We start from the raw sequence: 24,224 nt of genomic DNA on the forward strand, positions 1-24,224 counted from the left end.
GCGGGTATATACACGCATCATGCTTCCATCTCAGTGTTTGTGCACCAACCTGCGACGCGCCGCACGTGGCGTCAGCAGGCATTACGACGGCGCTCTCGACGGCTTCGGGATCAACGTTGCCCAGTATTCTTTGCTGTGCAATCTGCAGCGGCTGGATCAACCGAGCATTTCCGAACTGGCCGAGGCGATGGGCCTGGATCGCAGCACCCTCGGGCGCAATCTGCGGGTACTGGAAGGCGAGGGGCTGGTGGCGCTGGCTGAAGGCGAAGACATGCGCAACCGCATCGTCCGGCTCACCGAAACCGGTGCGCAACGCCTGGCAGCGGCACTGCCAGCCTGGGAAGCGGCGCAACAGCGGTTGATCGACCGACTGGGTGCCGAGAAGCGTGAAACCTTGCTGCGGCTATTGGATGAACTGGCCTGAGGGCCGGTTTTTTCCGAATCTAAGCGGGTATATACCCGCGACTGGAGAATAATAATGAGTTCGATGTGGCGTACGTGCGGTTGGGTGTTGCTGGGGAGTGCGCTGATTCTGGCGTTGTCATTGGGCGTGCGGCACGGCTTCGGTTTGTTTCTGTCGCCGATGAGCGCCCAGTTTGGCTGGGGCCGTGAGGTGTTCGCTTTCGCCATCGCCTTGCAGAACCTGATCTGGGGCCTGGCGCAACCGTTTACCGGCGCACTGGCTGACCGCTTCGGCGCAGCAAAAGTGGTGCTGATCGGCGGGGTGCTCTACGCCTTGGGCCTGGTGTTCATGGGCCTGTCGGAAACCGCGTTGGGCTTGTCCCTGAGCGCTGGCTTGCTGATCGGTATCGGTCTGTCCGGCACCTCGTTTTCGGTCATTCTCGGCGTGGTCGGCCGCGCGGTGCCGCCGGAAAAACGCAGCATGGGCATGGGTATTGCCAGTGCTGCCGGTTCTTTCGGCCAGTTCGCGATGCTGCCGGGCACCCTCGGGCTGATCGGCTGGCTCGGCTGGTCGGCGGCATTGCTGGTGCTGGGCCTGCTGGTGGCGCTGATCGTGCCGCTGGTGAGCATGCTCAAGGACAAACCGCTGCCGGTACTCGGCCATGAACAAACCCTGTCCGAAGCCTTGCGCGAGGCGTGTTCGCACTCCGGGTTCTGGCTGCTTGCGTTCGGCTTCTTCGTCTGCGGATTTCAAGTTGTGTTCATTGGCGTGCACTTGCCAGCGTATCTGGTCGATCAGCACCTGCCGGCCACCGTCGGCACCACCGTGCTGGCGTTGATCGGCCTGTTTAACATCTTCGGCACTTACACCGCCGGTTGGCTCGGTGGGCGGATGTCCAAACCGCGTCTGCTGACCGGGCTCTATCTGCTGCGCGCCGTGGTGATCGTGCTATTCCTGTGGTTGCCGGTGACGACGACCTCGGCCTATCTGTTCGGTATGGCCATGGGCTTTCTTTGGCTGTCCACGGTGCCATTGACCAACGGTACGGTGGCGACCTTGTTCGGCGTGCGAAACCTGTCCATGCTCGGTGGGATCGTGTTCCTGTTCCATCAGTTGGGTTCGTTCCTCGGCGGCTGGCTGGGCGGGGTGGTGTATGACCGGACCGGGAGTTATGACTTGATCTGGCAAGTGGCGATTCTCTTGAGCCTGTTGGCGGCAGCGCTGAACTGGCCGGTGCGCGAGCGTCCGGTCGAGCGCCTGCAACCGCGTGCGAGCGCTGCATGAACCGTTTCTGGCCGCAGATCGTCGTCACCGCACTCGGCGCCGCGTTGCTGGCGCTGGTGTGGTGGGGCTGGCATCAGGGCGGGCTGGCGCTGATGCAGTTGGGCATGGGTGCTTGCTAGATCGGCGGGAGGGCGAGTAACGTCGAGGTCTGACGATTGCTCAAGGATGCCCGACATGCTCAAGCGCTGGTGTGCTGTTCCCGCGTTGCTGATGGCGTTGACCGGACTGGCTCAGGCCGCGGATTGTCCGGATCTGTTGCAAGGTTCGTTGCCCAAGTTGCGGGCCAAGGAATCCATCGACCTGTGTCAGCGTTACGCCGACAAACCGCTGGTAGTGATCAACACGGCCAGCTTCTGTGGTTTCGCGCCGCAGTTCGAGGGGCTGGAGGCGCTCAATCAGCGCTACAAGGCCCAGGGCCTGGAAATGCTCGGCGTACCGTCCAATGACTTCAAGCAGGAGTCCAAGGACAGCGCCGAGACCGCCAAGGTCTGCTACGCCAACTACGGCGTGACGTTCACCATGACCGAGCCGCAGAAGGTTCGGGGTGACGATGCGACTCACTTGTTCCAGGTGCTGGCCAGGCAGAGCAGCGCGCCGAAGTGGAATTTCTACAAGTACGTCATCGACCGCCAGGGCAAGGTGATTGCCAACTTCTCCAGCCTGACCAAACCGGATGATCCGGAATTTCTGGCAGCCATCGAGAAAGCCATTGCCTCCCAGTCGCTGAAACCCTGATCGACACCCATCAAAAAGCCCCGCCTCTGTGAAGAGAGCGGGGCTTTTTATGGCGAGGGGTTAGCCTCGCCGTGCAGCATCAGAAGCGGTAGGTTGCGCCGACACCGAAGCCGTTTGCCGAGTTTTCATACTGCGAGTTGTAGCTCTGGCCACGATCGTTTGTGTTGCGAATGTTGACCTTCTCTTCCTTCAGGTACGAGTAGGCAACGTCGATGGTCAGGTCTTCGGTCGGGCTCCAGCCGGCACCGATACTGAAGATGGTCCGGTCGCCGGTCGGTATGCGTGGCGAACGGTCGACGTTGTTGGTCGGCGACTGGTCGAACGTCAGACCGGTACGCAGTACCCATTCCTTGTTCAGTTGGTAGGACGTACCGATGGCGTACGCCCAGGTGTCATGCCAGTTCTGTTCTTCGGTGATCTCGCCGAACTGGCCAGCCAGCAGTGGCTGAACGCCGGAGTTCTTGACGGTGATCTTTTCCAGCTGGCTCCAGCGGGTCCAGGTGGTACCGGCGTAGACGTTCCAGCGATCGTTGATCGCCTGGGTGACCGAGAGGTCCACGGATTCAGGCGTGGTGATCTTCAGCGAAGCGTCGTACTTCTGGTTCGCACCCAGGCCGATCGCGCCCAGCACACCGTAGTTGACCTTGGTGTTGCCTTCGAGCTTGTAGTCGACTTTCGAGTGGTAGGTCAGACCCAGGCGAGTGCTGTCGGTAGCCTGTACCAGCACCCCGATGTTGTAGCCCAGTGCGGTGTCGTCACCCTTGATCTTGACCTTGCCGTCCGGCGCAGCCTGGGTGATCGACAGGTTTGATTCAAGCGAGCCGTCGATACGGTTGATGGTCGGGCCGAAACCGATCGACACGACGTCGTTGAACTTGTAGCTGACGGTTGGCTGGAAGGTAATGATCTTGACTTCGGACTTGCTGCCGAAGTAACGGCCGGCGAAGCCGTTTTCATAGTCGGTGATCAGGCCGAAGGGTACGTACACACCCAGACCGAATGCCCAATGCTCGTCGATCGGCTTGACGTAGTAGCCCATAGGTACGGAGGTGAAGGGCACCATGTCGCCTTTGTTGCTGCCGCCGTTCGGGCTGGAGCTGGCGTCGCTGATATCGGTTTTTGCATCGAGGAATGCAACGCCACCGGTGACTTGTTCGCGCGTGATGCGCGACATGCCGGCAGGGTTGCCGTAAACAGTGCTTGCGTCGTCGGCAGAAGAAGATCGCCCGGCGTACCCAGTCCCCATCCCGCTGATGCTGTGTTCGTTGATGGCAAAGCCAGCCGCGAAGATCTGGGTGGATGCCACGGTTACGGCAAGGCTAAGGGTGGTTTTGAGCATGACTTTTTTCATTATTAGAACTCCTGGTGATCACCGGGGCGAAAATTACCAACATTTTCGTCCCGGCGCTATAGTCCGTATGCCTTGAGTTAGAGCGGTTTTGTAGGACAATCCGACCAGATTCGCTACTCGTTGGGCGATGTTGCAAAACCGGTGGGTCAGCAAGCGACCTGATTCAGCGGTGAAACACAGGTTTGCCAGGCGCAGGTGAAATCGCGCAGACGACCTTGAGGCTGGAAGGTCTGACGCCAGATGCGCGCCATGCCCAGCAGATCGTCCGGCTCGGGGAGGATGGGGTTTTGTTCTTCCACCAGCAGCCAGGCGATGGCCGTGGCGTAACGCAGGTTGACGGTCAGTTCGAGGTGCGGCCCGCTGAGAAATGCATGTTGGCTGGCGAGGCCGCGCACCAGGCTGGCGCGTTCCGGATCCAGCGCCAGGTAATGGTCCCAGAGGGCCTGATGACGGTGTTCGGCAATCCGGTACAGGCCGTGGCCACGGCGGTCATGCAGGGCGGAACCGAGGGCGGACTGGCTGGCGGCAATGCCCAGCAGAAGGGATTCGGCAGTTGCGCAGTGGCGTCCCAGGTAGATCAGCGTAGGACGGATCACGTAGCGGCACAGTTCGCTGGCAGCGATACCCATAAAACCCTCGGATCTTGTTATTCGGGCGGCGAGACCTGAAGGGGAGCTTGGCAGCTGTGGATCGACTCAGGCTCGCCGGAAGCGGATCACGCCGCTTGAGTTGAAGTGTAGTGTCATATTCGCGACGTAAAGGCCTGTTTTTAAAATATTTCCGGTGACGCGTTATAACCGTTATATCGGTTGGTGCTTAAGCGAAAAGGGTAAGGGTGAAATATCGGGCAATAAAAAGCCCCGCATTTTCAGCGGGGCTTTTGCTTTTGCAGCCATTTCGGCCTCTCAGGCGATCAATGCCTGACGGGTGCGATCAATCACGGCCTGCAGCGGTTCGGCGCTGGAGTATTGATCGGGGTACAGACGCTCGCTGTGGCGGGCGATCCCGTGTTCATTGACCACGGTGAAGCTGAAGCAGCCTTTGCGAGCGGCCATGATCAGGCAGTTCATTGGGGCAAAAGCGTTGGTTAGGGTGCGAATGGCATCCTGAGTCTGGATTTGAGTCGACATAGTTATTAGGTGTTCCTACAAATGACACGGATAAGAACCGTGCAACGTTAAAACGTTCCAGTAACGTCAACCACCATTGGTCGAACGAAGAACCCGACTGGAACAAGGCAGCCAGTTCGAGCGCTATAAAAGTTGGCGCGCTTGGGCTGGCAGGTAGGTACTTAGGAGGACAGGCAACACATCGAGGGCAGAGGTTCTGGGCCCGGGGTGAAGATCCTGATCAATTTGCAGGTTGGTTAGGTCAGAGTAAATGGTCTTCGCAACACCCTTTGCATTCAGTTCAAAGGCTGTGTCGTCGCAAGATTTACCTGGAAACCATCGAGGGGTCGATCCCGCTTTTTTCGGTGAAGGCTTCTGTGAGAGAACCTTGACCGTGGGGGTGTATTCGACCGGAATTGACTTTCAGCTTGGTACTAACGCCGCGGATACTAACCGAACGCTCCAAAGAAGGCAAACCCGCTGAACAAAAAAATCCCGAGATATCGCCCAGGCCTTGAAACTTGCCCCGATCCGGTTCAGATCATGACCGTCGGTCGCCACAACCTGGCAGGCGCGGAAGCTCGACGCAGAGGCCTATCCCCAGGCCGAATGCCAAAACGACCCGAAAAGGCGCATCGATATAACCGCGTAGCAGGTACTTGTGCACATTAGTTGCGCAGACTGTAACGGTGCTGTCATAACGATCCTGACCCCGGTGGCTGCCTGTAACGAAAGTTTAAGTCAATGAAAAACATCGCTTTTTTTTACTGGTGAAAAAATCGTCAGTTTGACTGAGAGCCCCATTCCACAAGGCTTTGCGGCGACTGGAGGACGGTTGTCCACTGAGTTATCCACAGCTTCTGTGGATTGTCCCGAGCGCTTGCTCTAGCACGGGCGTGCCGGGTTTTTTTCGACTTTACCTGTGCGAAAAAAAGAGTAGAGTGGCGCGCCTTCCGATCTGTCCCACAGTGCTTTATGAAGTTTCGTTCAGCTACAGACTCTGTTACCTCCCAACCCCCTCGTGTTACCGCTCCCAAGCGATTTTCCGTGCGCGTGGCCGAATGGCTGCTGGACAGCCCCCGACTGGGCGACAGCCAGAATGCCAAGCACCTCGCCGGCCGCCTGCTCAAGCAACCGGCCCGGGAGGGGGTGGTCGCGGCGCAGAGTCGCCTCGGCCAGTTGATGTGCCGCGAGTGCGGCAATGCCCGGGATCGGCGGATCGGCCAGGACCTGCTGCGCCAGGCCGCCCGTGCCGGTGACCGACGCGCGCAACAGGAACTCGGCCTGATCGAAGACTGAGCTGTCCAAGACCAGACGCCTTGGTTAACCTTCAGGCTTTATCGGATTGGCGGGAATCACTATGGCGATGGACTTGACCAGCATCCTGCTGGGGCTGGCAGGTGCGGCGGTGCCGCTGCTGGCACTGGCCTGGCAACTGCAACGTCGGGCCAGTCAGAACCAGTCTGAAGTCGCGTTGCTCGAAGAGCGGCTGGCCATGGCGCAGATGGCCCAGGATGGCCTCAATGCTCAACTTGAAGCCTGCCGCGATGAAATCGCCGACCTCGGCCAGGCCAATGCCGCCAAGCAGGCGGATCTCGCCGCCGTGCGCCGGGAAGTCGAGCTGCTGCAGATCGAGCGCGATGACGCTCGTGACGCCGCCCACGCCTGGAACCTCGAGCGCGCCAACAAGGAAGCTGAATTGCGCCGCCTGGACGCCCAGGCCGCTTCGCTGAATGCCGAGTTGCGCGAGCAACAGGAAAGCCATCAACAACGCCTGGATGACCTGCAAGGTTCCCGCGACGAGCTGCGCGCGCAGTTCGCCGAACTGGCCGGCAAGATCTTCGATGAGCGTGAACAACGTTTCGCCGAAACCAGCCAGCAACGCCTCGGCCAATTGCTCGATCCGTTGAAGGAGCGCATCCAGTCGTTCGAAAAACGCGTCGAGGAAAGCTATCAGGCCGAAGCCCGCGAGCGTTTTTCGCTGGCCAAGGAACTGGAACGCTTGCAACAACTGAACCTGCGCCTGAGCGATGAAGCGACCAACCTGACCCGCGCTCTGAAGGGCCAGAAAACCCAGGGCAACTGGGGCGAGCTGATTCTCGAGCGCGTGCTTGAGCATGCCGGGCTGGAGAGGGGGCGCGAGTACCAGACCCAGGTCAATCTCAAGGGGCCGGATGGCGAGCGTTTCCAGCCGGACGTGATCATTTATCTGCCGGGCGACAAGCAGGTGGTGGTCGACTCCAAGGTCAGCCTCACCGCCTATCAGCAATACGTCGCCGCCGACGACGATGCCATCGGCCAGATCGCCATGAAGCAGCACGTGCTGTCCTTGCGCAGCCACGTCAAAGGCCTGGCCGGCAAGGATTACAAACGTCTGGAAGGCTTGCACAGCCTCGATTTCGTCTTGCTTTTCGTGCCCATCGAAGCGGCGTTTTCCGCTGCGTTGCAGGCTGAGCCGACGCTGTTTCAGGAAGCCTTCGACCGCAACATCGTGATCGTCAGCCCGACCACATTGCTGGCGACGCTGCGGGTCATCGACAGCTTGTGGAAGCAGGAGCGCCAGAGCCAGAACGCCCGGGAAATCGCCGAGCGCGCCGGCTGGCTGTACGACAAGTTCGTGTTGTTCATTCAGGATCTGGACGAAGTCGGCAATCGCTTGCAGCAACTGGACAAGGCCTACAGCGCGGCGCGCAACAAGCTGACGGAAGGGCGCGGCAACCTGGTCAGCCGCAGCGAGCAGCTCAAGTTGCTCGGCGCGCGGGCCAGCAAAAGCTTGCCGGCGGATCTGCTGGAACGCGCGATGACCGACGCCGACGGCCTGGTCGAGCTGCCTGAATAAGCCGCTCTGCTAGAGCGGCAAGTAGCGACTCAACAACGCCCGCAACGCCGCCGGTTTCACCGGTTTGGCCAGGTAATCCAGCCCCGCCGCGTGCACCTGGGCCACGGTTTCCGGATGTCCGTCGGCACTGATCACCACGCCGGGCACCGGCTCGCCCAGTCTTGTGCGCAACCAGGCCATCAGATCGGTGCCGGTTTCGCCGTGATCCAGGTGATAGTCCACCAGTGCCAACTGTGGGCGCACGCCCTCGTCGAGCAGTGCCGCGCATTCTTCGCGGTTGCGCGCCGTCCACACCTGACAGCCCCAGCGCGTGAGCAGGCTGTTCATGCCGATCAGAATGCTGTCTTCGTTGTCGATGCACAGCACCTGCGCGCCGCTGTGCAATTTACCGTTTATTTCCACCGCCGCGGTTGGCTGCACGGTCTGCGCTTTGGCCAACGGCACACGAACGCTGAACACGCTGCCGCGCCCCGGCCATGAGCGCACACGCAAGGTGTGGCCGAGTACGCGGCACAGGCCATCGGCGATCGCCAGGCCCAGGCCCAGACCTTTTTCGGCGCGGGTCTGGTGACTGTCGAGGCGTTTGAACTCCTCGAAGATCACTTGCTGTTTGTCCTCCGGAATCCCCGGTCCGCGATCCCACACTTCCAGACAGATTTCGCCTTTACGCCGACGCACGCCCAGCAGCACCGGGCCTTTTGCGTAGCGGAACGCGTTGGTCAGGAAATTCTGCAGAATGCGTCGCAGCAACTTGATGTCGCTGTCGATGCGCAGCTGACTGCCACGTACCCGGAAACTCAGGCCTTGTTCCTGGGCCAGTGCCTTGAACTCGGCACCGAGAATATCGAACAGCTCATTGACCGCGAACGGCTTGCGATCCGGGTTGATCTTGCCGTTTTCCAGGCGGGAAATGTCCAGCAGGTCGCTGATCAGGTCTTCGGCCGAACGCAGCGAACTGTCCAGATGCTGCACCAGTTTCTGCGCTTCCTCGCTCAAGCCGTCCGCCTGATGGGAGAGGGCGGCGGAGAACAGCCGCGCCGCATTCAATGGCTGCATCAGGTCGTGACTGACGGCGGCGAGGAAGCGGGTCTTGGACTGGTTGGCCGCCTCGGCATTGCCCTTGGCTTCGGTCAGTGCGACGTTGAGTTGCGACAGTTCCTGGGTTCGTTCGCTGACCCGTTGCTCCAGCCCTTCGTTGGCTTCGGTCAAGGCCTGTTCGGCTTCGCGGAACGCGGTGATGTCGGTGAAACTCATGACGAAACCGCCGCCGGGCATCGGGTTGCCGATCAGTTCGATCACCCGGCCGTTGGGGAACAAACGCTCGGACGTGTGAGCACGACCCTGACGCATCCAGTGCAGGCGCCGGGCGACATGAACTTCCGCTTCACCGGGGCCGCACAAGCCACGCTCGGCGTTGTGGCGAATGATGTCGGCAATCGGCCGGCCAACGCTGATCAAGCCGTCCGGGTAGTTAAACAGCTCCAGATAACGGCGGTTCCAGGCCACCAGCTTCAGCGACTGGTCGACCACGCTGATGCCCTGGGTAATGTTTTCGATGGCGCCTTGCAGCAGCGCGCGGTTGAACTGCAGCACTTCCGACGCTTCGTCGGCGATCCGTACCACGTCCTCCAGCTGCATTTCCCGACCTTCGATGGCGGCTTTTACTACAGCTCGCGTCGAAGATGCGCCAAGGACACCCGCCAGCAATCGCTCGGTATGGGCGATCCATTCGCCGTCGGCGTTCTGATTCGGGTTGAAGCCTTTGCCCTGACGGTAGGCGAAGCGGATGAAACTCTGCCGGGCGCGTTCTTCACCGACAAAGCGTGCCGCCAGTTGCAGCAGGTCGTCGATCTGCACCGCCAGCATCGAGCGTGCGCTTGGCCGTGCGCTGATTTCCTGACCGATGAAGCGCCCGGCCTGCCAGTGCTCCGACACCCGCGTGCGCGACAGCACCGAAACCCAGGCGAACAACGTGAAGTTACCCGCCAGCGATAGCACCACGCCTTGGGTCAGCGGGGTAATCGGCAGGTTCAGCGGGTTGCTGTGCAGCCAGGCGAGGCCGGGGAAGCTGTCCAGCGACCAGCCCAGGCTGCGCGCAGCGATCGGCAGGACCAGGGTGTAGAACCACAGGAACGTACCGGCGGCGAGGCCGGCGAACACGCCGCGGCGGTTGGCCTGTTTCCAGTACAGCGCGCCGAGCATCGCCGGGGCCAGTTGGGTGACTGCCGCGAAAGCGATCTGGCCGATGGTTGCCAGGCTCGCAGTGGAACCGAGCAAACGGTAGCTGACGTAAGCCAGCAACAGAATCACCACGATGCTGACCCGACGCACCGAGAGCATCCACTGACGGAACACTTCGAACGGGCGCTCGGCGTTGTTGCGGCGCAGCAACCATGGCAACAACATGTCGTTGGAGACCATGGTCGACAGCGCCACGCTCGCCACGATCACCATGCCGGTGGCTGCCGACGCACCGCCGATAAACGCCAGCATCGCCAGCGCCGGGTGAGCCTGGGCCAGTGGCAGGCTGATAACGAACGAGTCGGGGATGACCGAGCTGGGCAACATCATCTGACCGGCCAGGGCGATCGGGACGACAAACAGCGCGGCCAATGCGAGGTAGGCGGGGAACACCCATTTGGCCAGGCGCAGATCCTGCGGGTCGATGTTCTCGACCACTGTCACGTGAAACTGCCGGGGCAGGCAAATGATCGCCATCATCGCCACGCCGGTCTGCACCACCATCGATGGCCAGTTGATGGTTTCTTTCCAGTATTCCTCAAGGCGCGGGGCGAGCATCGCCTGATTGAACAGGTCGTCGAAACCGTCATACAGCCCATAGGTGACGAAAGCGCCGACGGCGAGGAAGGCAAACAGTTTGACCAGCGATTCAAAGGCAATCGCCAGCACCATGCCGCGGTGGTGCTCGGTGGCGTCGAGGTTGCGCGTACCGAAAACGATGGTGAACAGCGCCAGCACCAGCGACACGATCAGCGCCGTGTCCTGGGCACGGGTGCCCATGGCGTCGGCGCCGGCCCCGATCAGCAGGTTCACACCGAGGACGATGCCTTTGAGCTGCAAAGCGATATAAGGCAGAACGCCGACCAGACAGATCAGCGCGACGACCACCGCCAGCGATTGGGATTTACCGTAGCGGGCGGCGATGAAGTCGGCGATGGAGGTGATGTTCTCCTGTTTGCTGATCATCACCATTTTCTGCAGCACCCACGGCGCACCGAGCAACAGCAGGATCGGCCCGAGATAGATCGGCAGGAATGACCACAGTTGTTCGGCGGCCTGACCGACCGCGCCAAAGAACGTCCAGCTGGTGCAATAGACCGCCAGCGACAGGCTGTACACCCAGGCACGCACCCGTGGCGGCAGCGGGGTGCTGCGACGGTCGCCGTAGAAGGCGATGGCGAACATGATGGCCATATAGGCCAGGGCGACGGCGGCGATCAGCCCGGTGGACAACGACATGGAACACTCCCGACAGAAAACGACCGGACTCGCGCCCGGTCAGACAGTCTCGCACGGGCGCGGCGGTTAGTCAGTGTCGACCAAGGTCGTGGCGCGGCGGGGTGTCGCAGGAACAGAACCGGGCAGTTCTGATCAGTCCGGTTTGAGCGCGAGGTCGATCAGGCGGTGCAGTTCTTCGACTTCCAGCGGCGCTGCCGAAAACAGAATGCGAAATACCACCGGGGACACCACCAGATTGATCAGCCGATCCACGCTCGGCGCCGGTTCCTTGGGGTGGCGCTCGATGATGGTCTGCAACTGCGCGCCGATGATCGCCACGCAGTAGCCCGGCGTTGCACTCGCCTGCACGTCGCGCATCATGTTGCGCCCTGGCTCCGAACTCATTTCGTCGAGATATTGTTCCGCCCACGCGCGGATATCGCTGCGCAGACTGCCGGTTTCCGCCGGCTCGCTGTCGGGGCGCATGCGGGCGAGGGCGACGTCGGCCAGCAAGGTCGCCAGATCGCCCCAACGCCGATAAATCGTCGACGGCGTCACACCGGCGCGCGCCGCGATTTGCGGGACGGTCACCGTTGAGCGCTCCTGTTCTTGCAGAAGCGCGCGGACTGCCGAATGAATCGACTCTTGCACCCGGGCACTGCGACCGCCGGGGCGTAAACCTTCTTTAATAGCCATGCGGCAGACCTTAACACAAAGAATTTGCTTTAAGCGCAAGCCGAGAGCACACTCCGCAAAAGCAAAAAATTAGCTTTTGCGGAGTGTGCCCATGACCAGCCTTGCTTCCAACCGTTCCAGCCTGTGGTTTCTGGCGATCACCTTACTGAGTTTTCTCGCCGCTTCCACTGCGCCGACGCCGTTGTATCACCTGTATCAGGATCAGCTGCATTTTTCGGCAGCGGTACTGACCCTGATTTTTGGCGTCTATGCCCTCAGTCTGCTGGCCGCGTTGCTGACGGTCGGGTCGCTGTCGGATCACTTGGGACGCAAACCGGTGATCTTCACCGCCGTGACGCTCAATGCGCTGGCGATGCTGCTGTTTATCTATGCCGACAGCGTGGGCTGGCTGATCGGCGCGCGAGTGCTGCAAGGTTTCGCCACCGGCATGGCCACCGCCGTGTTGAGCGCAACGCTGCTCGACACTGATCGCCAGCAGGGGCCGTTGATCAACAGCGTTGCGCCTTTGCTGGGCATGGCGTTGGGCGGCATGGGCTGCGGTTTGCTGGCGGAATTCGCCCCGGCGCCGTTGCAATTGACCTATTGGCTGCTGCTCGCGCTGTTTGTGTTGCAGGGCATTTATGTCTGGCGCCTGCCGGAAAGCGTCTCGCCGCAGGCCGGAGCGTGGGCCTCGTTACGGCCGACCCTGCACGTGCCGGTTCAGGCCCGCTCGACGCTGTGGCGAGTGTTGCCGCTGAACACCGCGACCTGGGCGCTCGGCGGCTTCTATGCCTCGCTGGCGCCGTCGCTGGTGCGCACCGCCACCGGCTCCACCTCCAATCTGATCGGCGGCGCGACCGTGGCGGCGCTGACCGTGACCGGTGCATTGATGATCTTCACGTTGCGCAATCGTCCTGCCTCCCGCGCGCTGCAACTCGGGGCGAGTCTGCTGCCGGCCGGTGTCGTGCTGATTCTGTTGGGCGTGCACAGCGCCAGCCTGTCGCTGTTCTTCTTCGGCACGCTGGTGGCCGGTTGTGGCTTTGGCTCCGGTTTTCTCGGCGCTGTGCGCAGCCTGGTGCCGCTGGCGTTGCCCCATGAGCGGGCTGGTTTGATGTCGGCGTTTTATGTGCTGAGTTACCTGGCGTTCTGCCTGCCGGCGTTGCTGGCAGGGCACTTCACTCATAGCGTGGGCCTGCTGGCCACCACCGATGTGTATGGTGCAGTGCTGATCGTGTTGGCGGTCGGTGCGCTGTTGATGAGTTTCCGGGCGCAAGCGGCGAAGACCTGCAGCGCTCCATAAGCCCGTCGGATTCGGTTAGCCTTGGCCAGCCCCACTTCTTCTCACGGATCGACGCATGAAGATTATCCGCAGCAAGACCTTTACCGCCGAGCGCGCCTGGGGCGCGCTCGACATCGCCAATATGAACGGCATCACCACGCGCCTGCACTGGACCGATCAGCCTTACAAATGGCACGTCAATGACGGTGAAGAAGTGTTTGTGGTGCTTGACGGTCAGGTGCTCATGCACTATCGCGAAGAAGGTGAGGAGAAGCAGGCCTTGCTCGACGTTGGCGACATCTTTTACGCGTGCATTGGCACTGAACACGTCGCTCATCCTCAGGGCGCAGCGCGGATTCTGGTGATCGAAACCGAAGGTAGTGTCTGACCGCATATCTACAAAACAGATAACAGTTAGAGATATTACCCGTTATATAGATATTCGATTCAGTTCTACCATGGACTCAACCTCACCTGAGGACAGGAGTTCATGAATGATTTGCCCCAATAGCGTCAAACCCGGCATCAAGCCATTCAGCCAGCTTCAGCACCCGCTTGAAGTGATCCGTCAATTCACCCCGAACTGGTTCGCCGCCACCATGGGCACCGGCGTGCTGGCGTTGGCGCTGGCGCAATTGCCGGTGTCCATTCCCGGCCTGCGCGCGGTGGCCGAAGGGCTGTGGCTGTTCAACATTCTGTTGTTCGTGCTGTTTACCGCTGCCTACGCCGCGCGCTGGATTCTGTTCTTCGACGAAGCGCGGCGGATCTTCGGCCACTCCACGGTTTCGATGTTCTTCGGCACCATTCCCATGGGCCTGGCGACCATCATCAACGGCTTTCTGCTGTTCGGTCTGCCGCGCTGGGGCGACGGGGTCATTCATCTAGCTGAAGCATTGTGGTGGCTGGACGTGGGGATGTCGCTGGCCTGCGGTGTGTTGATCCCCTACATGATGTTTACCCGTCAGGAACACAGCATCGATCAGATGACCGCCGTCTGGCTGCTGCCGGTGGTGGCGGCAGAAGTGGCCGCGGCCAGCGGTGGACTGCTGGTGCCGCATCTCGCTGATGCGCACTCGCAACTGGTGGTGCTGGTGACCAGTTACGTGCTCTGGGCCTTTTCCCTGCCAGTGGCGTTCAGCATCCTGACCATCCTCTTGCTGCGCATGGCCTTGCACAAACTGCCCCACGAAAACATGGCAGCCTCGAGCTGGCTGGCCTTGGGGCCAATCGGCACCGGCGCCCTGGGCATGTTGCTGCTGGGTGGCGACGCCCCGGCGATCTTCACGGCCAACGGTCTGCCGGGCATCGGCGAAATGGCGTCGGGCCTGGGCCTGGTCGCCGGGCTCACGCTGTGGGGCTTCGGTCTGTGGTGGATGTTGATGGCGCTGCTGATCACTTTGCGTTACCTGCGTGACGGCATTCCGTTCAACCTCGGCTGGTGGGGCTTCACCTTCCCGTTGGGTGTGTATTCGCTGGCAACCCTGAAACTGGGCAGCACCTTGCACCTGACGTTCTTCAGTGTGGCCGGTTGTGTGCTGGTGGCGTTGCTGGCGGTGATGTGGCTGATCGTCGGCAAACGCACGCTGCAAGGTGCGTGGCGCGGCGAGCTGTTTGTTTCACCGTGCATTGCAGGTTTGAAGAAATAACCTGCGAAGATTAGGTAATGTGTGGCCTGGATCGCGGTTCGAGATTCTTATAATCGTAGCCAGGCCACTGACTACCTTCTCTTTCCAAAAACAACAGGGTCACACGGAAGATGAGTCACCCCTCACAGTTCAACCTGCTGCGTACCCGGCGCTTCCTGCCGTTTTTCATCACCCAGTCGCTGGGCGCGTTCAATGACAACGTGTTCAAGCAGTCGCTGATCCTCGCCATTCTCTATCGGCTGACCATCGAGGGTGACCGCTCGATCTGGGTCAACCTGTGTGCGTTGCTGTTTATTCTGCCGTTCTTTCTGTTCTCGGCGCTGGCCGGGCAGTTCGGGGAAAAATTCGCCAAGGATGCGCTGATCCGTCTGATCAAGCTGGCAGAAATCGCCATCATGGCCGTGGGATCCGTCGGCTTCCTGTTCGATCACCTGTCATTGATGCTGGTGGCGCTGTTCGCCATGGGCACGCACTCGGCGCTGTTCGGGCCGGTGAAATATTCGATCCTGCCACAGGCCTTGCGCGACGACGAACTGGTCGGCGGCAACGGGCTGGTGGAGATGGGCACGTTTCTGGCCATTCTGGCCGGGACCATTGGGGCCGGGGTGATGATGTCGTCGGCCAATTACGCGCCGGTGGTGTCCGCCGCGATTGTCGGCATCGCGGTGCTGGGTTATCTGGCCAGTCGCAGCATCCCGCGCGCAGCAGCGGCGACCCCGGAAATGCGCCTGAACTGGAACATCTTCAGTCAGTCGTGGGCGACCTTGAAACTCGGCCTGGGGCAGACGCCTGCGGTGTCGCGTTCGATTGTCGGCAACTCGTGGTTCTGGTTCGTCGGGGCGATTTATCTGACGCAGATCCCGGCTTATGCCAAGGAGTGGATGCACGGCGACGAAACCGTCGTTACCCTGATTCTGACGGTGTTTTCGGTCGGTATCGCACTGGGCTCGATGCTGTGCGAGAAGCTGTCCGGGCGCAAAGTCGAGATCGGCCTGGTGCCGTTTGGCTCGTTCGGGCTGACGGTTTTCGGTTTGTTGCTGTGGTGGCATTCCGGTGGAATTCCGGAAAGCGCCGTCGGCCACAGCTGGACCGAAGTGCTCGGTTTTGGCCATGCGTGGGCGGTGTTGATCGATGTGTTGGGCCTCGGAATTTTCGGCGGTTTTTACATCGTGCCGTTGTACGCATTGATCCAGTCACGCACCGCCGAGAACGAGCGGGCGCGAGTGATCGCGGCCAACAACATTCTCAACGCGCTGTTCATGGTGGTCTCGGCGATTGTCACCATCGTGTTGTTGAGTGTGGTGAAACTGTCGATTCCGCAGCTGTTCCTGGTGGTGTCGCTGCTGAACATCGGCGTCAACGCCTACATCTTCAAGATCGTCCCCGAGTTCAGCATGCGTTTCATGATCTGGCTGCTCAGCCATTCCATGTACCGCGTAGAGCATCGCAACCTTGAGGCGATTCCCGATGAGGGCGCGGCGTTGCTGGTATGCAACCACGTTTCGTTCGTCGATGCCTTGCTGATCGGCGGCGCGGTGCGTCGGCCGATTCGCTTTGTCATGTACTACAAGATCTACAACCTGCCGGTGTTGAACTTTATCTTCCGCACGGCGGGGACGATTCCTATCGCCGGACGTCAGGAAGACATTCAGATCTACGAAAAGGCTTTCACCCGGATTGCCCAGTATCTGAAGGACGGTGAGCTGGTTTGCATCTTCCCGGAGGGCAAGTTGACCGCCGATGGCGAGATCAACGAGTTCAAGGGCGGGCTGACGCGGATTCTCGAAGAAACGCCGGTGCCGGTGATTCCGCTGGCGTTGCAGGGGTTGTGGGGGAGTTTCTTCAGTCGCGATCCGAACAAAGGGGTATTCCGGCGCTTGTGGTCGCGGGTGACGCTTGTGGCGGGTGCACCGGTCGCCGTGGAAGCGGCGCAGCCGGCGGAGTTGCAGGCGTTGGTCGGGGAGTTGCGCGGGACTGTCAGGTAGTTGTTAAGAAAGCCGCCATCCCTGACGGATGGCGGCAACGGCTCAGGCGCTGACCTTGAGCCCGATCAGCCCTGCGACGATCAACGCCACACTGGCCAGGCGGATCAACGCCATCGATTCGCCAAACAAAATGATTCCGGCAATCACCGTGCCCACGGCACCGACCCCGGTCCAGATCGCATAAGCCGTGCCCAGCGGTAGTTCCTTCATCGCCAGCCCCAGCAAGCCCAAGCTGACTGCCATGGCGGCGACGGTGAGAGCGGTGGGCAGCGGACGGCTGAAGCCGTCGGTGTATTTCAGGCCGACAGCCCAGCCGACTTCGAACAGGCCGGCGAAAAACAGAATGATCCAGGACATGGAAGACCTCCATCGATTGACGGGGCCGTCCCCTGATTGAAAACTCGATTGAGCCGCAGGGTCGTCCCCGCGTGGCGCACATACTACCTAAAAATGTGCGCTGCACCGCGATCCGGAATCAGTCGGCCGTCTGTTGTGCCAACGTCTCACGGTCTTCTTTTTCGCTCATCCGCCGGAACCAGGTCGACAGCAGCGCCCCGGAAATGTTGTGCCACACACTGAACAATGCACTTGGCACCGCCGCCAGTGGCGAAAAGTGCGCACTGGCCAGCGCAGCACCCAGCCCCGAGTTCTGCATGCCGACTTCCAGCGCCAGGGACTTGCGCTGCGGCAGCGGCAGGCCGAACAGGCGTCCGGTGAAATACCCCAGCAAATAGCCGAAGCTGTTGTGCAACATCACCACGGCCATGATCAGCAGACCGGATTCGGCAATTTTCGCCTGGCTGGCGGCGACCACGGCGGCAACGATGATCACGATGCTGACCACCGACACCAGCGGCAGCACTTCCACCGCGTGGCGCACCTTGTCACCAAGCACACGTTGCGCGACCACGCCGAGAACGATCGGCAGCAGCACCACTTGCAGGATCGACCAGAACAATTCCATGAACGAAACCGGCAACCACGCCGAGGCCAGCAGCCAGATCAGCGCCGGGGTCAACAGCGGGGCGAGGAGGGTGGTGACGGCGGCGATGGCCACCGACAGCGCCAGGTCGCCACGGGCCAGCCAGGTCATGACGTTCGAGGAGGTGCCGCTCGGGCAGCAACCGACCAGAATCACGCCGACGGCGATTTCCGGCGGCAAATGAAAGATCTGGCACAGCAGCCACGCCATCCCCGGCATGATCACGAAATGCGCGACGACCCCCAGCGCCACACGCCACGGATGGCGAGCGACGGCGGCGAAGTCGTCGAGTTTGAGGGTCAGGCCCATGCCGAACATCACCAGCCCGAGCAGCGGCACGATGGCGCCTTTGAGGCCGAGGAACCAGGCCGGCTGGAGGAACGCGATCACCGCGAAAATCAGAACCCAGTAAGCGAAGGTATTGCCGACAAAACGACTCAGTGCAGCCAGTGCGCGCATGGCCTGTTCCTTATTATGTGAAAACGCCACCGAAGCGGTGGCGTTTGAAGATAACCCAAAGACTGCGCAGAGGCTTAGATCCCCTGCGGTGTCTCTTCGCCGCCCAGTGCTTCAACCAGCGCCGGCAGGAAGTCGCCGAACGTCAGCATCATCAGGGTGAAGCTGGCGTCCAGTTGGCCGAGGGCTTCGTCGCCGCCGTCCTGTTCCGCCTGATCCTGCAACAGATCTTCGAACTTCAGGCGCTTGACGGTCATCTTGTCGTCGAGCATGAACGACAGTTTGTCCTGCCAGGCCAACGACAGTTGAGTCACCACCTTGCCGGTGCTCAGGTGCAGCTGGATTTCTTCGCTGGTCAGGTCCTGACGCTTGCAACGCACGATGCCGCCGTCTTCGTGGGTGTCGCGCAGTTCGCACTCGTCCAGCACAAAGAAGTCCGGGGCGGCTTGCTGGGTGGTGACCCACTCGGTCATCACGGCGGTCGGCGCGGTTTTCACGGTCAGCGGACGAACCGGCAGGGTGCCGATCACTTCACGCAGGGTGGAGAGCAGGTCTTCGGCGCGTTTCGGGCTGGCCGAGTTGACCAGGATCAGACCCTGTTTCGGCGCGATGGCGGCGAAGGTCGACGAGCGGCGGATAAAGGCGCGCGGCAGGAAAGCCTGGATAATTTCATCCTTGATCTGATCGCGTTCCTTCTTATAGACCTTGCGCATCTGCTCGGCTTCGATCTCTTCGACCTTTTCCTTGACCGCGTCACGCACGACGCTGCCCGGCAGAATGCGTTCTTCTTTACGGGCGGAGATCAGCAGAAAGTCACCGCTGACGTGCACCAGTGGAGCATCTTCGCCCTTGCCGAACGGCGCGACAAAACCGTAAGTGGTCAACTCCTGGCTTGCACATGGACGCGCCAGTTTGGTGGCCAGTGCAGTTTCCAGCGCCTCGGCATCGACAGGCAGGTCTTGGGTCAGGCGATAGATAAGCAGGTTTTTGAACCACATGGGGTGAGTCTCTCCTTCATACAAAGGGGGGCATTATTGTCTTCGCCGGGTCATAGGCCAACCCTTCTCTAAGCCTTTGGAAGGGCTAAGAAAATTATTTAAAAAAGTGCTTGCCAGAGGTTGGGTCGCTCCGTAGAATGCGCGCCACACCGAAGCGAAGGGTGATTAGCTCAGCTGGGAGAGCGTCTGCCTTACAAGCAGAATGTCGGCGGTTCGATCCCGTCATCACCCACCATTCGTTTCAAGTGTTTAGCGCAGCGGTAGTTCAGTCGGTTAGAATACCGGCCTGTCACGCCGGGGGTCGCGGGTTCGAGTCCCGTCCGCTGCGCCATATTCGGTAACCTGGAACACTGAACGCCAGGTCACCACGGAAAAACCCGCCAAGGCGGGTTTTTTTCTGCCTCGAGTTGTACCTGCGGGATGTGTCGTTTCACCGGTTTTCGGATTTATTTGAAAAAAAACTTCAATTAAATCAACACATTACGAAAATCTGTGGCATAATGCGCTCCGTAACGAAGCGAAGGGTGATTAGCTCAGCTGGGAGAGCGTCTGCCTTACAAGCAGAATGTCGGCGGTTCGATCCCGTCATCACCCACCATTCGTTTCAAGCGTTTCGCGCAGCGGTAGTTCAGTCGGTTAGAATACCGGCCTGTCACGCCGGGGGTCGCGGGTTCGAGTCCCGTCCGCTGCGCCATATTCGGTACCTGGAACACTGAACGCCAGGTCACCACAGAAAGCCCGCCTGGTGCGGGCTTTTTGCTGTCCGGGATTTGGCTTTTTGCCGCGCCTGAACATGAGAAAGCGACCTTTGATGGTCGCTTTTTTCGTTTCTGGCGCTGCTATTGCGCCGAATTGCGGCTGTGGCGGTAATCGCTGACCGCTTCATACACCGCTTTGCGCAACCGGTTGATCCCGCCAATCGGGCGATGGGCCTCGATACCGAACCAGGGATTGAACGACAGGTTGTCGCATTGCAGATTCATTGCCGGGGTGTCGAAGTCCTGCGGGGGCAGGGTGATCCTCGCCACTGTCTGGAATGGGCTGTCCTGCTCGCGCCATTCGATGCTGGTGTCTTCGATCGGCATGTACTTGTTCGCGTCCTGGCGCTGGATCTGCAACACAAAACACGCCGGAATTCGATCGGTCGACAGCTGTTGATTCAACGCGTTGCGCAGGAAGTTCGGCAGATCCTGGTTCTGTTTCGGCAGGGTGTACGCGGGGCAGCGCTCCGGATCCGGCATCACCCGAAACTTGGCATTGGCCTCGCCGAACTTGTAAGGCGATACCGAGAAATATGTGGTGCGGGTCGGGCTTTCCGGTGGTGGCGAAAGGGTCGCCAGCGCAATGAACAGATGTCGGATCTGCCAGCTGCGCGGATCCCACCCCGGAAAAAACGCCATGACCTTCTTTCCGTCAGCCTGCGCCGCCACATTCTGACGATATTCAGCGACATCACTGACGAAGAAATTCGGATGGCTGAACATCACGAAATCCTGCTCGTGCAGACCCTGACGGTCCCCCAGCAACTGCTTGCCCGGCACATCGAGCAATTTGAGCGCCATGCCCCGGGCGTCGCGGATGCTGTCGAATTGCGGATAGGCGTTGCCGTTGGACAGGCGCATCGTCGCTTTCCACAGCTTGCCCGGTTCGCTGAAGACGCCCTGGCGCAGTTCCTGAGCCAGATCCGCCAACACCTGCACATCGGCCTTCACGCAGCCATGGGCCTTGGCATGGGCGTCGCGCAGATAGCGGGTGCTTTCGCGGTGCTGATCGACGATGCGCACGGCGGTCTGAATTACATCCTGGGTCATGGCGGCTTCGCCATCCGGAATCTGCTCCAGCGCCGACACCGGGCCACGGTGCTGCCAGGCGAACCAGGCGGTCGTCAGGGCCCAGCCGATCAGACCGATCACCAGCAAGATCAGCAGGGTTTTGCCCAGTAACCGTCCCAGCCAGAGCCAGAAACGCGCCAGCATCGAAGGTCTTTTGAAGGAATTGAAGATCATGGCAGTTGCGCCTCCAGCGGGCCGCCCAGCACTTTCAGGTATTCAAGCAGCGCCCAGCGCTCTTCTGGCTGCAGCAGTCGGCCGATGACGCCATTGCCGCGTTCGCCGGCGCGAAATTCGTGGCCGCTGTTGTGGTTGCCGGTGATGCGGGTGTCGAACAGGAAACCGTTGGTGAAAGCTTCGGTGCGATAGCCCAGATGGCGCGGGTCGTATTCGAAGGTGCCTTTATAGAAGGTGGTGGCGCGCTCGTCCTGAGGCGACAGCAACTGATAAAGGCTCGGCACCGAGCCGTTGTGCAGGAATGGGGCCGTGGCCCATACGCCGGCGAGCGGACGCGCTTTGTAGGCGACTTTTTCGCGAACGCCGATCGGCAGACCGAAGCCATCGAGCTGTGGTTTCTCGGCAGCGGTGACGCCCGCTTCACGGTATGCACGGTTTTCCACGAAGGCGGTGACGTAAGCCAGTCCCTTGGCCACCGACAACTGGCTGAGGTCCAGCGGCTCCTTGGGTTTGGGGTGCCACTTCACGTCCATTTGTTCGAGTTCCGCCGGGTTCCATTGCAGAGCGGTCAGGTCGAAACGGTGATTGGCAATGTTGTTGGCGGCGTTCGGGTCGGTGCCGATGACGTCCACCGGTAGCATGTGCAGGTGTTGCACCCAACGCTCGCCTTCCTGGGTTTGACGCGGGACGTGGCATCCGGCGCAATTCTCGGCGAACAGGGCTCGCCCCTTGGCTGCCAAGGGTCTGTCGACGACGCCGAGCAACTCCTCAGGCCATGCCGGCGGTCGCAGTCTTTGCAGGGTTTCTTCGATCTTGTGCAGATCACGCACACGTACGCTGGAGGCATAGCGCTCATCGCCTTGCAGCGGCTGGCCGTTGGCGTCGAAGAAATTCAGCGTGGCACCGACGCCCAAAGCCTCGCCGATATTGCGCGCCATCGGTTGTTGCGCCGAGCCGTTCCACTGCACCCAGTCGAAGGTCCACATGTCCCACAGCTGTGGGTAATCCACCGGGGCATTGGCCACGCGGTAATTGTTTGGGGATATCGCATCGCCGAAGGTCGCGTTGGCGATACGCCCGAAGGCATCGGTGCGGCCCGGGCCTTCTTCGGTGGGGTAGAGGCCACGGTGAGTGTCGTTCCAGGCCACTTTGATGAAGGTGTTCAGTGAGCTTTTGAAGTCTTTGCGCAGTTGTTCGTGGCGTGCGTCGTAGTCATTGCCCAGCACGTGGCGGGCGAAGCGCTCGAATTTCCACGGGTTGTAATAAGTCGAGGTGAGACTGGCGACCAATGCCTGTCCGAAACTGCCGCCGCGCAATGTAGGAACGCTGGAGGGCAACACATGCTGGGCCGAACCGCCGTCGATGCGCACTGCCTGGCCATTGAAGTGCAGTTCCCCGGTGTGGCAGGCCGCGCAAGTGATGTCGAGATATTGCTCGGTGCTGCCGGGATTCTGGTGCCGGGCGAAACCCACCGGCAGATTCCCCGGGTTGTCCGGCGTGGCTTTTTGCTGCGGATCGATCAGAAAGCCGAAGCGCGCGAGGTATTCCGGGGAGGCAAAGCGTTGCTGCGAGAACGGCAGCTCCAGCGCCTGGAACCATTCGTAACGCAAGCCTTTGACCTGCGTTCCCTGTGGGGTGAAGTAGTAGGTCTGGCGCTCTTGCTCAGTCCACTGATCCAGGTAATGCACCTGTTTCGCGGGCGTCGGGAAGGGCAATTTCGGATTGGCGACATAGTAAAGAACCACTGCCAGGACCAGTCCCAGCAGCACCACGATCAGCGTCAGCACACGGTATAAGAGGCGCAAGATGAACATCCTTGTCGATTTGTTGCGCTGTTATGCCTGAGGCGGGTGGTGTGCGGCAAGTGGCCATTACGCCAAGTGTTGTGGGAGGTGACATCAATTGTCGTCAGAGCCAGATGACAGAAGCTTCATCACGGCGTTGGCCAAATGCGTTTTAATCCCTGAACTTATCGGAAGATTCCTGCTCTCATGCCGGTAGCCATTGGTCGTGGCGGCCTGATAAGCTCGCGGCTTTACTCGATTGCCCTTTCGGCGCATGAACAAGGAAATAGCATGAAACAGCATCGGTTGGCGGCGGCGGTTGCCCTGGTTAGCCTGGTACTCGCGGGTTGTGATTCGCAGACCAGCGTAGAGCTGAAAACCCCGGCGCAAAAAGCTTCCTACGGTATCGGCCTGAACATGGGCAAGAGCCTTGCTCAGGAAGGCATGGATGATCTGGACTCCAAAGCGGTAGCCCAGGGCATCGAAGATGCCGTTGGCAAGAAAGAACAGAAGCTGAAAGATGAAGAACTGGTCGAAGCTTTCGCCGCGCTGCAAAAGCGTGCCGAAGAGCGTATGGCCAAGATGAGCGAAGAGTCGGCAGCCGCCGGCAAGAAATTCCTCGAAGAAAACGGCAAGAAGGCTGGCGTGACCACCACCGCTTCCGGTCTGCAGTACGAAGTGGTCAAGAAAGCCGACGGCCCACAACCCAAGCCTACCGATGTCGTGACCGTTCACTACACCGGCAAGCTGACCAACGGCACCGTTTTCGACAGCTCCGTCGAGCGCGGAAGCCCGATCGATCTGCCGGTCAGCGGTGTGATCCCGGGTTGGGTCGAAGGCCTGCAACTGATGCACGTTGGCGAGAAGTACAAGCTGTACATCCCTAGCGATCTGGCTTACGGCGCACAATCGCCAAGCCCGGCAATCCCGGCCAACTCGGTCCTGGTTTTCGACCTGGAACTGCTGGCCATCAAGGACCCAGCCAAAGAAGACGCCGCTGCCGCCAAGCAATAAACTTCGGCACCGGTTTCACCAACAACGCCTCGCTTATGCGGGGCGTTGTTGCATCTGGACGATGGTCGGCGTAAACAGACCGAACCGATGCTGGTCATGGCAGTCCTAGACTTTAAGGTGGCCCGCGTTAGACGCCCGGAGCCGCCAAGTCAATGAAATATTGGGATTTTTTATGTGAGTAAAAAACGCCCGATCTGAGCGCAGCCCTTATGAAACGGG

At 60.4% G+C, this 24,224-nt stretch carries 21 protein-coding genes and 4 tRNA genes; 15 read left to right on the forward strand and 10 right to left on the reverse strand.

Features of this window, described 5'->3' with window-relative positions; translation table 11 throughout:
• The first annotated feature begins 19 nt into the window (after positions 1 to 19).
• Genes QRN46_RS09935 through QRN46_RS09950 form a run of 4 tightly spaced genes read left to right on the forward strand, consistent with a single transcriptional unit; the run spans position 20 to position 2,422 of the window.
• On the forward strand, positions 20 to 424 hold the full coding sequence (locus tag QRN46_RS09935) for a MarR family winged helix-turn-helix transcriptional regulator (RefSeq protein WP_007950413.1): 405 nt from the start codon (positions 20 to 22) through the stop codon (positions 422 to 424).
• 54 nt (positions 425 to 478) lie between these two features.
• A complete protein-coding gene (locus QRN46_RS09940) occupies positions 479 to 1,687 on the forward strand; it encodes an MFS transporter (RefSeq protein WP_011333148.1) in 1,209 nt (402 codons plus the stop codon).
• Positions 1,684 to 1,806: a hypothetical protein gene (locus QRN46_RS09945; protein ID WP_007950415.1), complete on the forward strand. Its 123-nt coding sequence runs from the start codon at positions 1,684 to 1,686 to the stop codon at positions 1,804 to 1,806. Before QRN46_RS09940 ends, QRN46_RS09945 begins: the two co-directional genes overlap by 4 nt.
• A gap of 55 nt (positions 1,807 to 1,861) precedes the next feature.
• Complete coding sequence (locus QRN46_RS09950) at positions 1,862 to 2,422, forward strand: glutathione peroxidase (RefSeq protein ID WP_011333149.1); 561 nt, start codon at positions 1,862 to 1,864, stop codon at positions 2,420 to 2,422.
• A gap of 79 nt (positions 2,423 to 2,501) precedes the next feature.
• Here QRN46_RS09950 and QRN46_RS09955 read toward each other — a convergent pair whose 3' ends face one another.
• From QRN46_RS09955 to QRN46_RS09965, 3 genes are all read right to left on the reverse strand, one after another.
• Positions 2,502 to 3,773: an OmpP1/FadL family transporter gene (locus QRN46_RS09955; RefSeq protein WP_011333150.1), complete on the reverse strand. Its 1,272-nt coding sequence runs from the start codon at positions 3,771 to 3,773 to the stop codon at positions 2,502 to 2,504.
• A gap of 146 nt (positions 3,774 to 3,919) precedes the next feature.
• Complete coding sequence (locus QRN46_RS09960) at positions 3,920 to 4,402, reverse strand: hypothetical protein (protein WP_011333151.1); 483 nt, start codon at positions 4,400 to 4,402, stop codon at positions 3,920 to 3,922.
• 276 nt (positions 4,403 to 4,678) lie between these two features.
• Positions 4,679 to 4,903 (reverse strand): hypothetical protein, encoded by a 225-nt coding sequence (locus tag QRN46_RS09965; RefSeq protein WP_007950419.1) that lies wholly within the window; start codon positions 4,901 to 4,903, stop codon positions 4,679 to 4,681.
• Between the two features lie 954 nt (positions 4,904 to 5,857).
• Here QRN46_RS09965 and QRN46_RS09970 point away from each other — a divergent pair.
• Together QRN46_RS09970 and QRN46_RS09975 are read left to right on the forward strand one after the other, a co-directional pair.
• The gene (locus QRN46_RS09970; protein WP_011333152.1) at positions 5,858 to 6,181 is read left to right on the forward strand and encodes an SEL1-like repeat protein; all 324 of its coding nucleotides are present in this window, start codon (positions 5,858 to 5,860) and stop codon (positions 6,179 to 6,181) included.
• 175 nt (positions 6,182 to 6,356) lie between these two features.
• A complete protein-coding gene (locus QRN46_RS09975) occupies positions 6,357 to 7,721 on the forward strand; it encodes a DNA recombination protein RmuC (protein ID WP_285354675.1) in 1,365 nt (454 codons plus the stop codon).
• Between the two features lie 9 nt (positions 7,722 to 7,730).
• On the opposite strand, the gene QRN46_RS09980 is transcribed toward QRN46_RS09975, so the two are convergent.
• Together QRN46_RS09980 and QRN46_RS09985 are read right to left on the reverse strand one after the other, a co-directional pair.
• Positions 7,731 to 11,201, reverse strand: coding sequence for a hybrid sensor histidine kinase/response regulator (locus tag QRN46_RS09980; protein ID WP_285354598.1), 3,471 nt, complete (start codon positions 11,199 to 11,201; stop codon positions 7,731 to 7,733).
• Positions 11,202 to 11,333: 132 nt separating this feature from the next.
• Positions 11,334 to 11,876, reverse strand: coding sequence for a TetR/AcrR family transcriptional regulator (locus QRN46_RS09985; protein ID WP_221616135.1), 543 nt, complete (start codon positions 11,874 to 11,876; stop codon positions 11,334 to 11,336).
• A 91-nt stretch (positions 11,877 to 11,967) separates the two neighbouring features.
• Here QRN46_RS09985 and QRN46_RS09990 point away from each other — a divergent pair, with 91 nt between their 5' ends.
• The 4 genes from QRN46_RS09990 to QRN46_RS10005 all read left to right on the forward strand — a co-directional run bounded on the left by QRN46_RS09990 (position 11,968) and on the right by QRN46_RS10005 (position 16,765).
• Positions 11,968 to 13,155: an MFS transporter gene (locus QRN46_RS09990; protein WP_221616134.1), complete on the forward strand. Its 1,188-nt coding sequence runs from the start codon at positions 11,968 to 11,970 to the stop codon at positions 13,153 to 13,155.
• 55 nt (positions 13,156 to 13,210) lie between these two features.
• Positions 13,211 to 13,522: a cupin domain-containing protein gene (locus QRN46_RS09995; RefSeq protein WP_011333157.1), complete on the forward strand. Its 312-nt coding sequence runs from the start codon at positions 13,211 to 13,213 to the stop codon at positions 13,520 to 13,522.
• A 106-nt stretch (positions 13,523 to 13,628) separates the two neighbouring features.
• The gene (locus tag QRN46_RS10000; RefSeq protein WP_221616133.1) at positions 13,629 to 14,780 is read left to right on the forward strand and encodes a TDT family transporter; all 1,152 of its coding nucleotides are present in this window, start codon (positions 13,629 to 13,631) and stop codon (positions 14,778 to 14,780) included.
• 110 nt (positions 14,781 to 14,890) lie between these two features.
• Positions 14,891 to 16,765, forward strand: a complete 1,875-nt coding sequence (locus QRN46_RS10005; RefSeq protein WP_011333159.1) for an MFS transporter — start codon at positions 14,891 to 14,893, stop codon at positions 16,763 to 16,765.
• A 42-nt stretch (positions 16,766 to 16,807) separates the two neighbouring features.
• Here the strand turns inward: QRN46_RS10005 and sugE are convergent, their stop codons facing one another.
• From sugE to rdgC, 3 genes are all read right to left on the reverse strand, one after another.
• Positions 16,808 to 17,122, reverse strand: coding sequence for a quaternary ammonium compound efflux SMR transporter SugE (gene sugE, locus QRN46_RS10010; protein ID WP_285354599.1), 315 nt, complete (start codon positions 17,120 to 17,122; stop codon positions 16,808 to 16,810).
• Positions 17,123 to 17,240: 118 nt separating this feature from the next.
• Positions 17,241 to 18,206, reverse strand: coding sequence for a bile acid:sodium symporter family protein (locus QRN46_RS10015; protein WP_085611471.1), 966 nt, complete (start codon positions 18,204 to 18,206; stop codon positions 17,241 to 17,243).
• A 74-nt stretch (positions 18,207 to 18,280) separates the two neighbouring features.
• Positions 18,281 to 19,201, reverse strand: a complete 921-nt coding sequence (gene rdgC / locus QRN46_RS10020; RefSeq protein ID WP_007950430.1) for a recombination-associated protein RdgC — start codon at positions 19,199 to 19,201, stop codon at positions 18,281 to 18,283.
• Positions 19,202 to 19,360: 159 nt separating this feature from the next.
• On the opposite strand from rdgC, the gene QRN46_RS10025 reads away from it, so the two are divergent.
• The 4 genes from QRN46_RS10025 (at position 19,361) to QRN46_RS10040 (ending at position 19,895) form a co-directional block, all read left to right on the forward strand.
• Positions 19,361 to 19,436, forward strand: a tRNA-Val gene (locus QRN46_RS10025).
• A gap of 19 nt (positions 19,437 to 19,455) precedes the next feature.
• Positions 19,456 to 19,532, forward strand: a tRNA-Asp gene (locus QRN46_RS10030).
• A 191-nt stretch (positions 19,533 to 19,723) separates the two neighbouring features.
• A tRNA-Val gene (locus QRN46_RS10035) sits at positions 19,724 to 19,799 on the forward strand.
• A gap of 19 nt (positions 19,800 to 19,818) precedes the next feature.
• Positions 19,819 to 19,895 (forward strand) — tRNA-Asp (locus QRN46_RS10040).
• A gap of 145 nt (positions 19,896 to 20,040) precedes the next feature.
• On the opposite strand, the gene QRN46_RS10045 is transcribed toward QRN46_RS10040, so the two are convergent.
• On the reverse strand, positions 20,041 to 21,177 hold the full coding sequence (locus tag QRN46_RS10045; protein ID WP_221616152.1) for a catalase family protein: 1,137 nt from the start codon (positions 21,175 to 21,177) through the stop codon (positions 20,041 to 20,043).
• 26 nt (positions 21,178 to 21,203) lie between these two features.
• Entirely contained in the window at positions 21,204 to 23,012 is a 1,809-nt protein-coding gene (locus QRN46_RS10050; protein WP_285354600.1) for a di-heme-cytochrome C peroxidase, read from the reverse strand.
• Positions 23,013 to 23,282: 270 nt separating this feature from the next.
• Here QRN46_RS10050 and bamJ point away from each other — a divergent pair, with 270 nt between their 5' ends.
• Positions 23,283 to 24,005 carry a BamJ family beta-barrel-assembly machinery protein gene (gene bamJ, locus QRN46_RS10055; RefSeq protein ID WP_011333164.1) on the forward strand — a complete coding sequence of 241 codons (723 nt, stop codon included), beginning with the start codon at positions 23,283 to 23,285 and terminating at the stop codon, positions 24,003 to 24,005.
• The last annotated feature ends 219 nt before the right edge of the window (positions 24,006 to 24,224 follow it).

This window comes from Pseudomonas sp. lyk4-R2A-10 (genome assembly GCF_030209075.1).
Taxonomy (GTDB): domain Bacteria; phylum Pseudomonadota; class Gammaproteobacteria; order Pseudomonadales; family Pseudomonadaceae; genus Aquipseudomonas; species Aquipseudomonas glycinae.

Coding starts and splice junctions, on each gene's coding strand:
- QRN46_RS09935 (WP_007950413.1), top strand. CDS start 20: ATGCTTCCATCTCAGTGTTTGTGCACCAACCTGCGACGCGCCGCACGT.
- QRN46_RS09940 (WP_011333148.1), top strand. CDS start 479: ATGAGTTCGATGTGGCGTACGTGCGGTTGGGTGTTGCTGGGGAGTGCG.
- QRN46_RS09945 (WP_007950415.1), top strand. CDS start 1,684: ATGAACCGTTTCTGGCCGCAGATCGTCGTCACCGCACTCGGCGCCGCG.
- QRN46_RS09950 (WP_011333149.1), top strand. CDS start 1,862: ATGCTCAAGCGCTGGTGTGCTGTTCCCGCGTTGCTGATGGCGTTGACC.
- QRN46_RS09955 (WP_011333150.1), bottom strand. CDS start 3,773: ATGAAAAAAGTCATGCTCAAAACCACCCTTAGCCTTGCCGTAACCGTG.
- QRN46_RS09960 (WP_011333151.1), bottom strand. CDS start 4,402: ATGGGTATCGCTGCCAGCGAACTGTGCCGCTACGTGATCCGTCCTACG.
- QRN46_RS09965 (WP_007950419.1), bottom strand. CDS start 4,903: ATGTCGACTCAAATCCAGACTCAGGATGCCATTCGCACCCTAACCAAC.
- QRN46_RS09970 (WP_011333152.1), top strand. CDS start 5,858: ATGAAGTTTCGTTCAGCTACAGACTCTGTTACCTCCCAACCCCCTCGT.
- QRN46_RS09980 (WP_285354598.1), bottom strand. CDS start 11,201: ATGTCGTTGTCCACCGGGCTGATCGCCGCCGTCGCCCTGGCCTATATG.
- QRN46_RS09985 (WP_221616135.1), bottom strand. CDS start 11,876: ATGGCTATTAAAGAAGGTTTACGCCCCGGCGGTCGCAGTGCCCGGGTG.
- QRN46_RS09990 (WP_221616134.1), top strand. CDS start 11,968: ATGACCAGCCTTGCTTCCAACCGTTCCAGCCTGTGGTTTCTGGCGATC.
- QRN46_RS09995 (WP_011333157.1), top strand. CDS start 13,211: ATGAAGATTATCCGCAGCAAGACCTTTACCGCCGAGCGCGCCTGGGGC.
- QRN46_RS10000 (WP_221616133.1), top strand. CDS start 13,629: ATGATTTGCCCCAATAGCGTCAAACCCGGCATCAAGCCATTCAGCCAG.
- QRN46_RS10005 (WP_011333159.1), top strand. CDS start 14,891: ATGAGTCACCCCTCACAGTTCAACCTGCTGCGTACCCGGCGCTTCCTG.
- sugE (WP_285354599.1), bottom strand. CDS start 17,122: ATGTCCTGGATCATTCTGTTTTTCGCCGGCCTGTTCGAAGTCGGCTGG.
- QRN46_RS10015 (WP_085611471.1), bottom strand. CDS start 18,206: ATGCGCGCACTGGCTGCACTGAGTCGTTTTGTCGGCAATACCTTCGCT.
- rdgC (WP_007950430.1), bottom strand. CDS start 19,201: ATGTGGTTCAAAAACCTGCTTATCTATCGCCTGACCCAAGACCTGCCT.
- QRN46_RS10045 (WP_221616152.1), bottom strand. CDS start 21,177: ATGCTGGCGCGTTTCTGGCTCTGGCTGGGACGGTTACTGGGCAAAACC.
- bamJ (WP_011333164.1), top strand. CDS start 23,283: ATGAAACAGCATCGGTTGGCGGCGGCGGTTGCCCTGGTTAGCCTGGTA.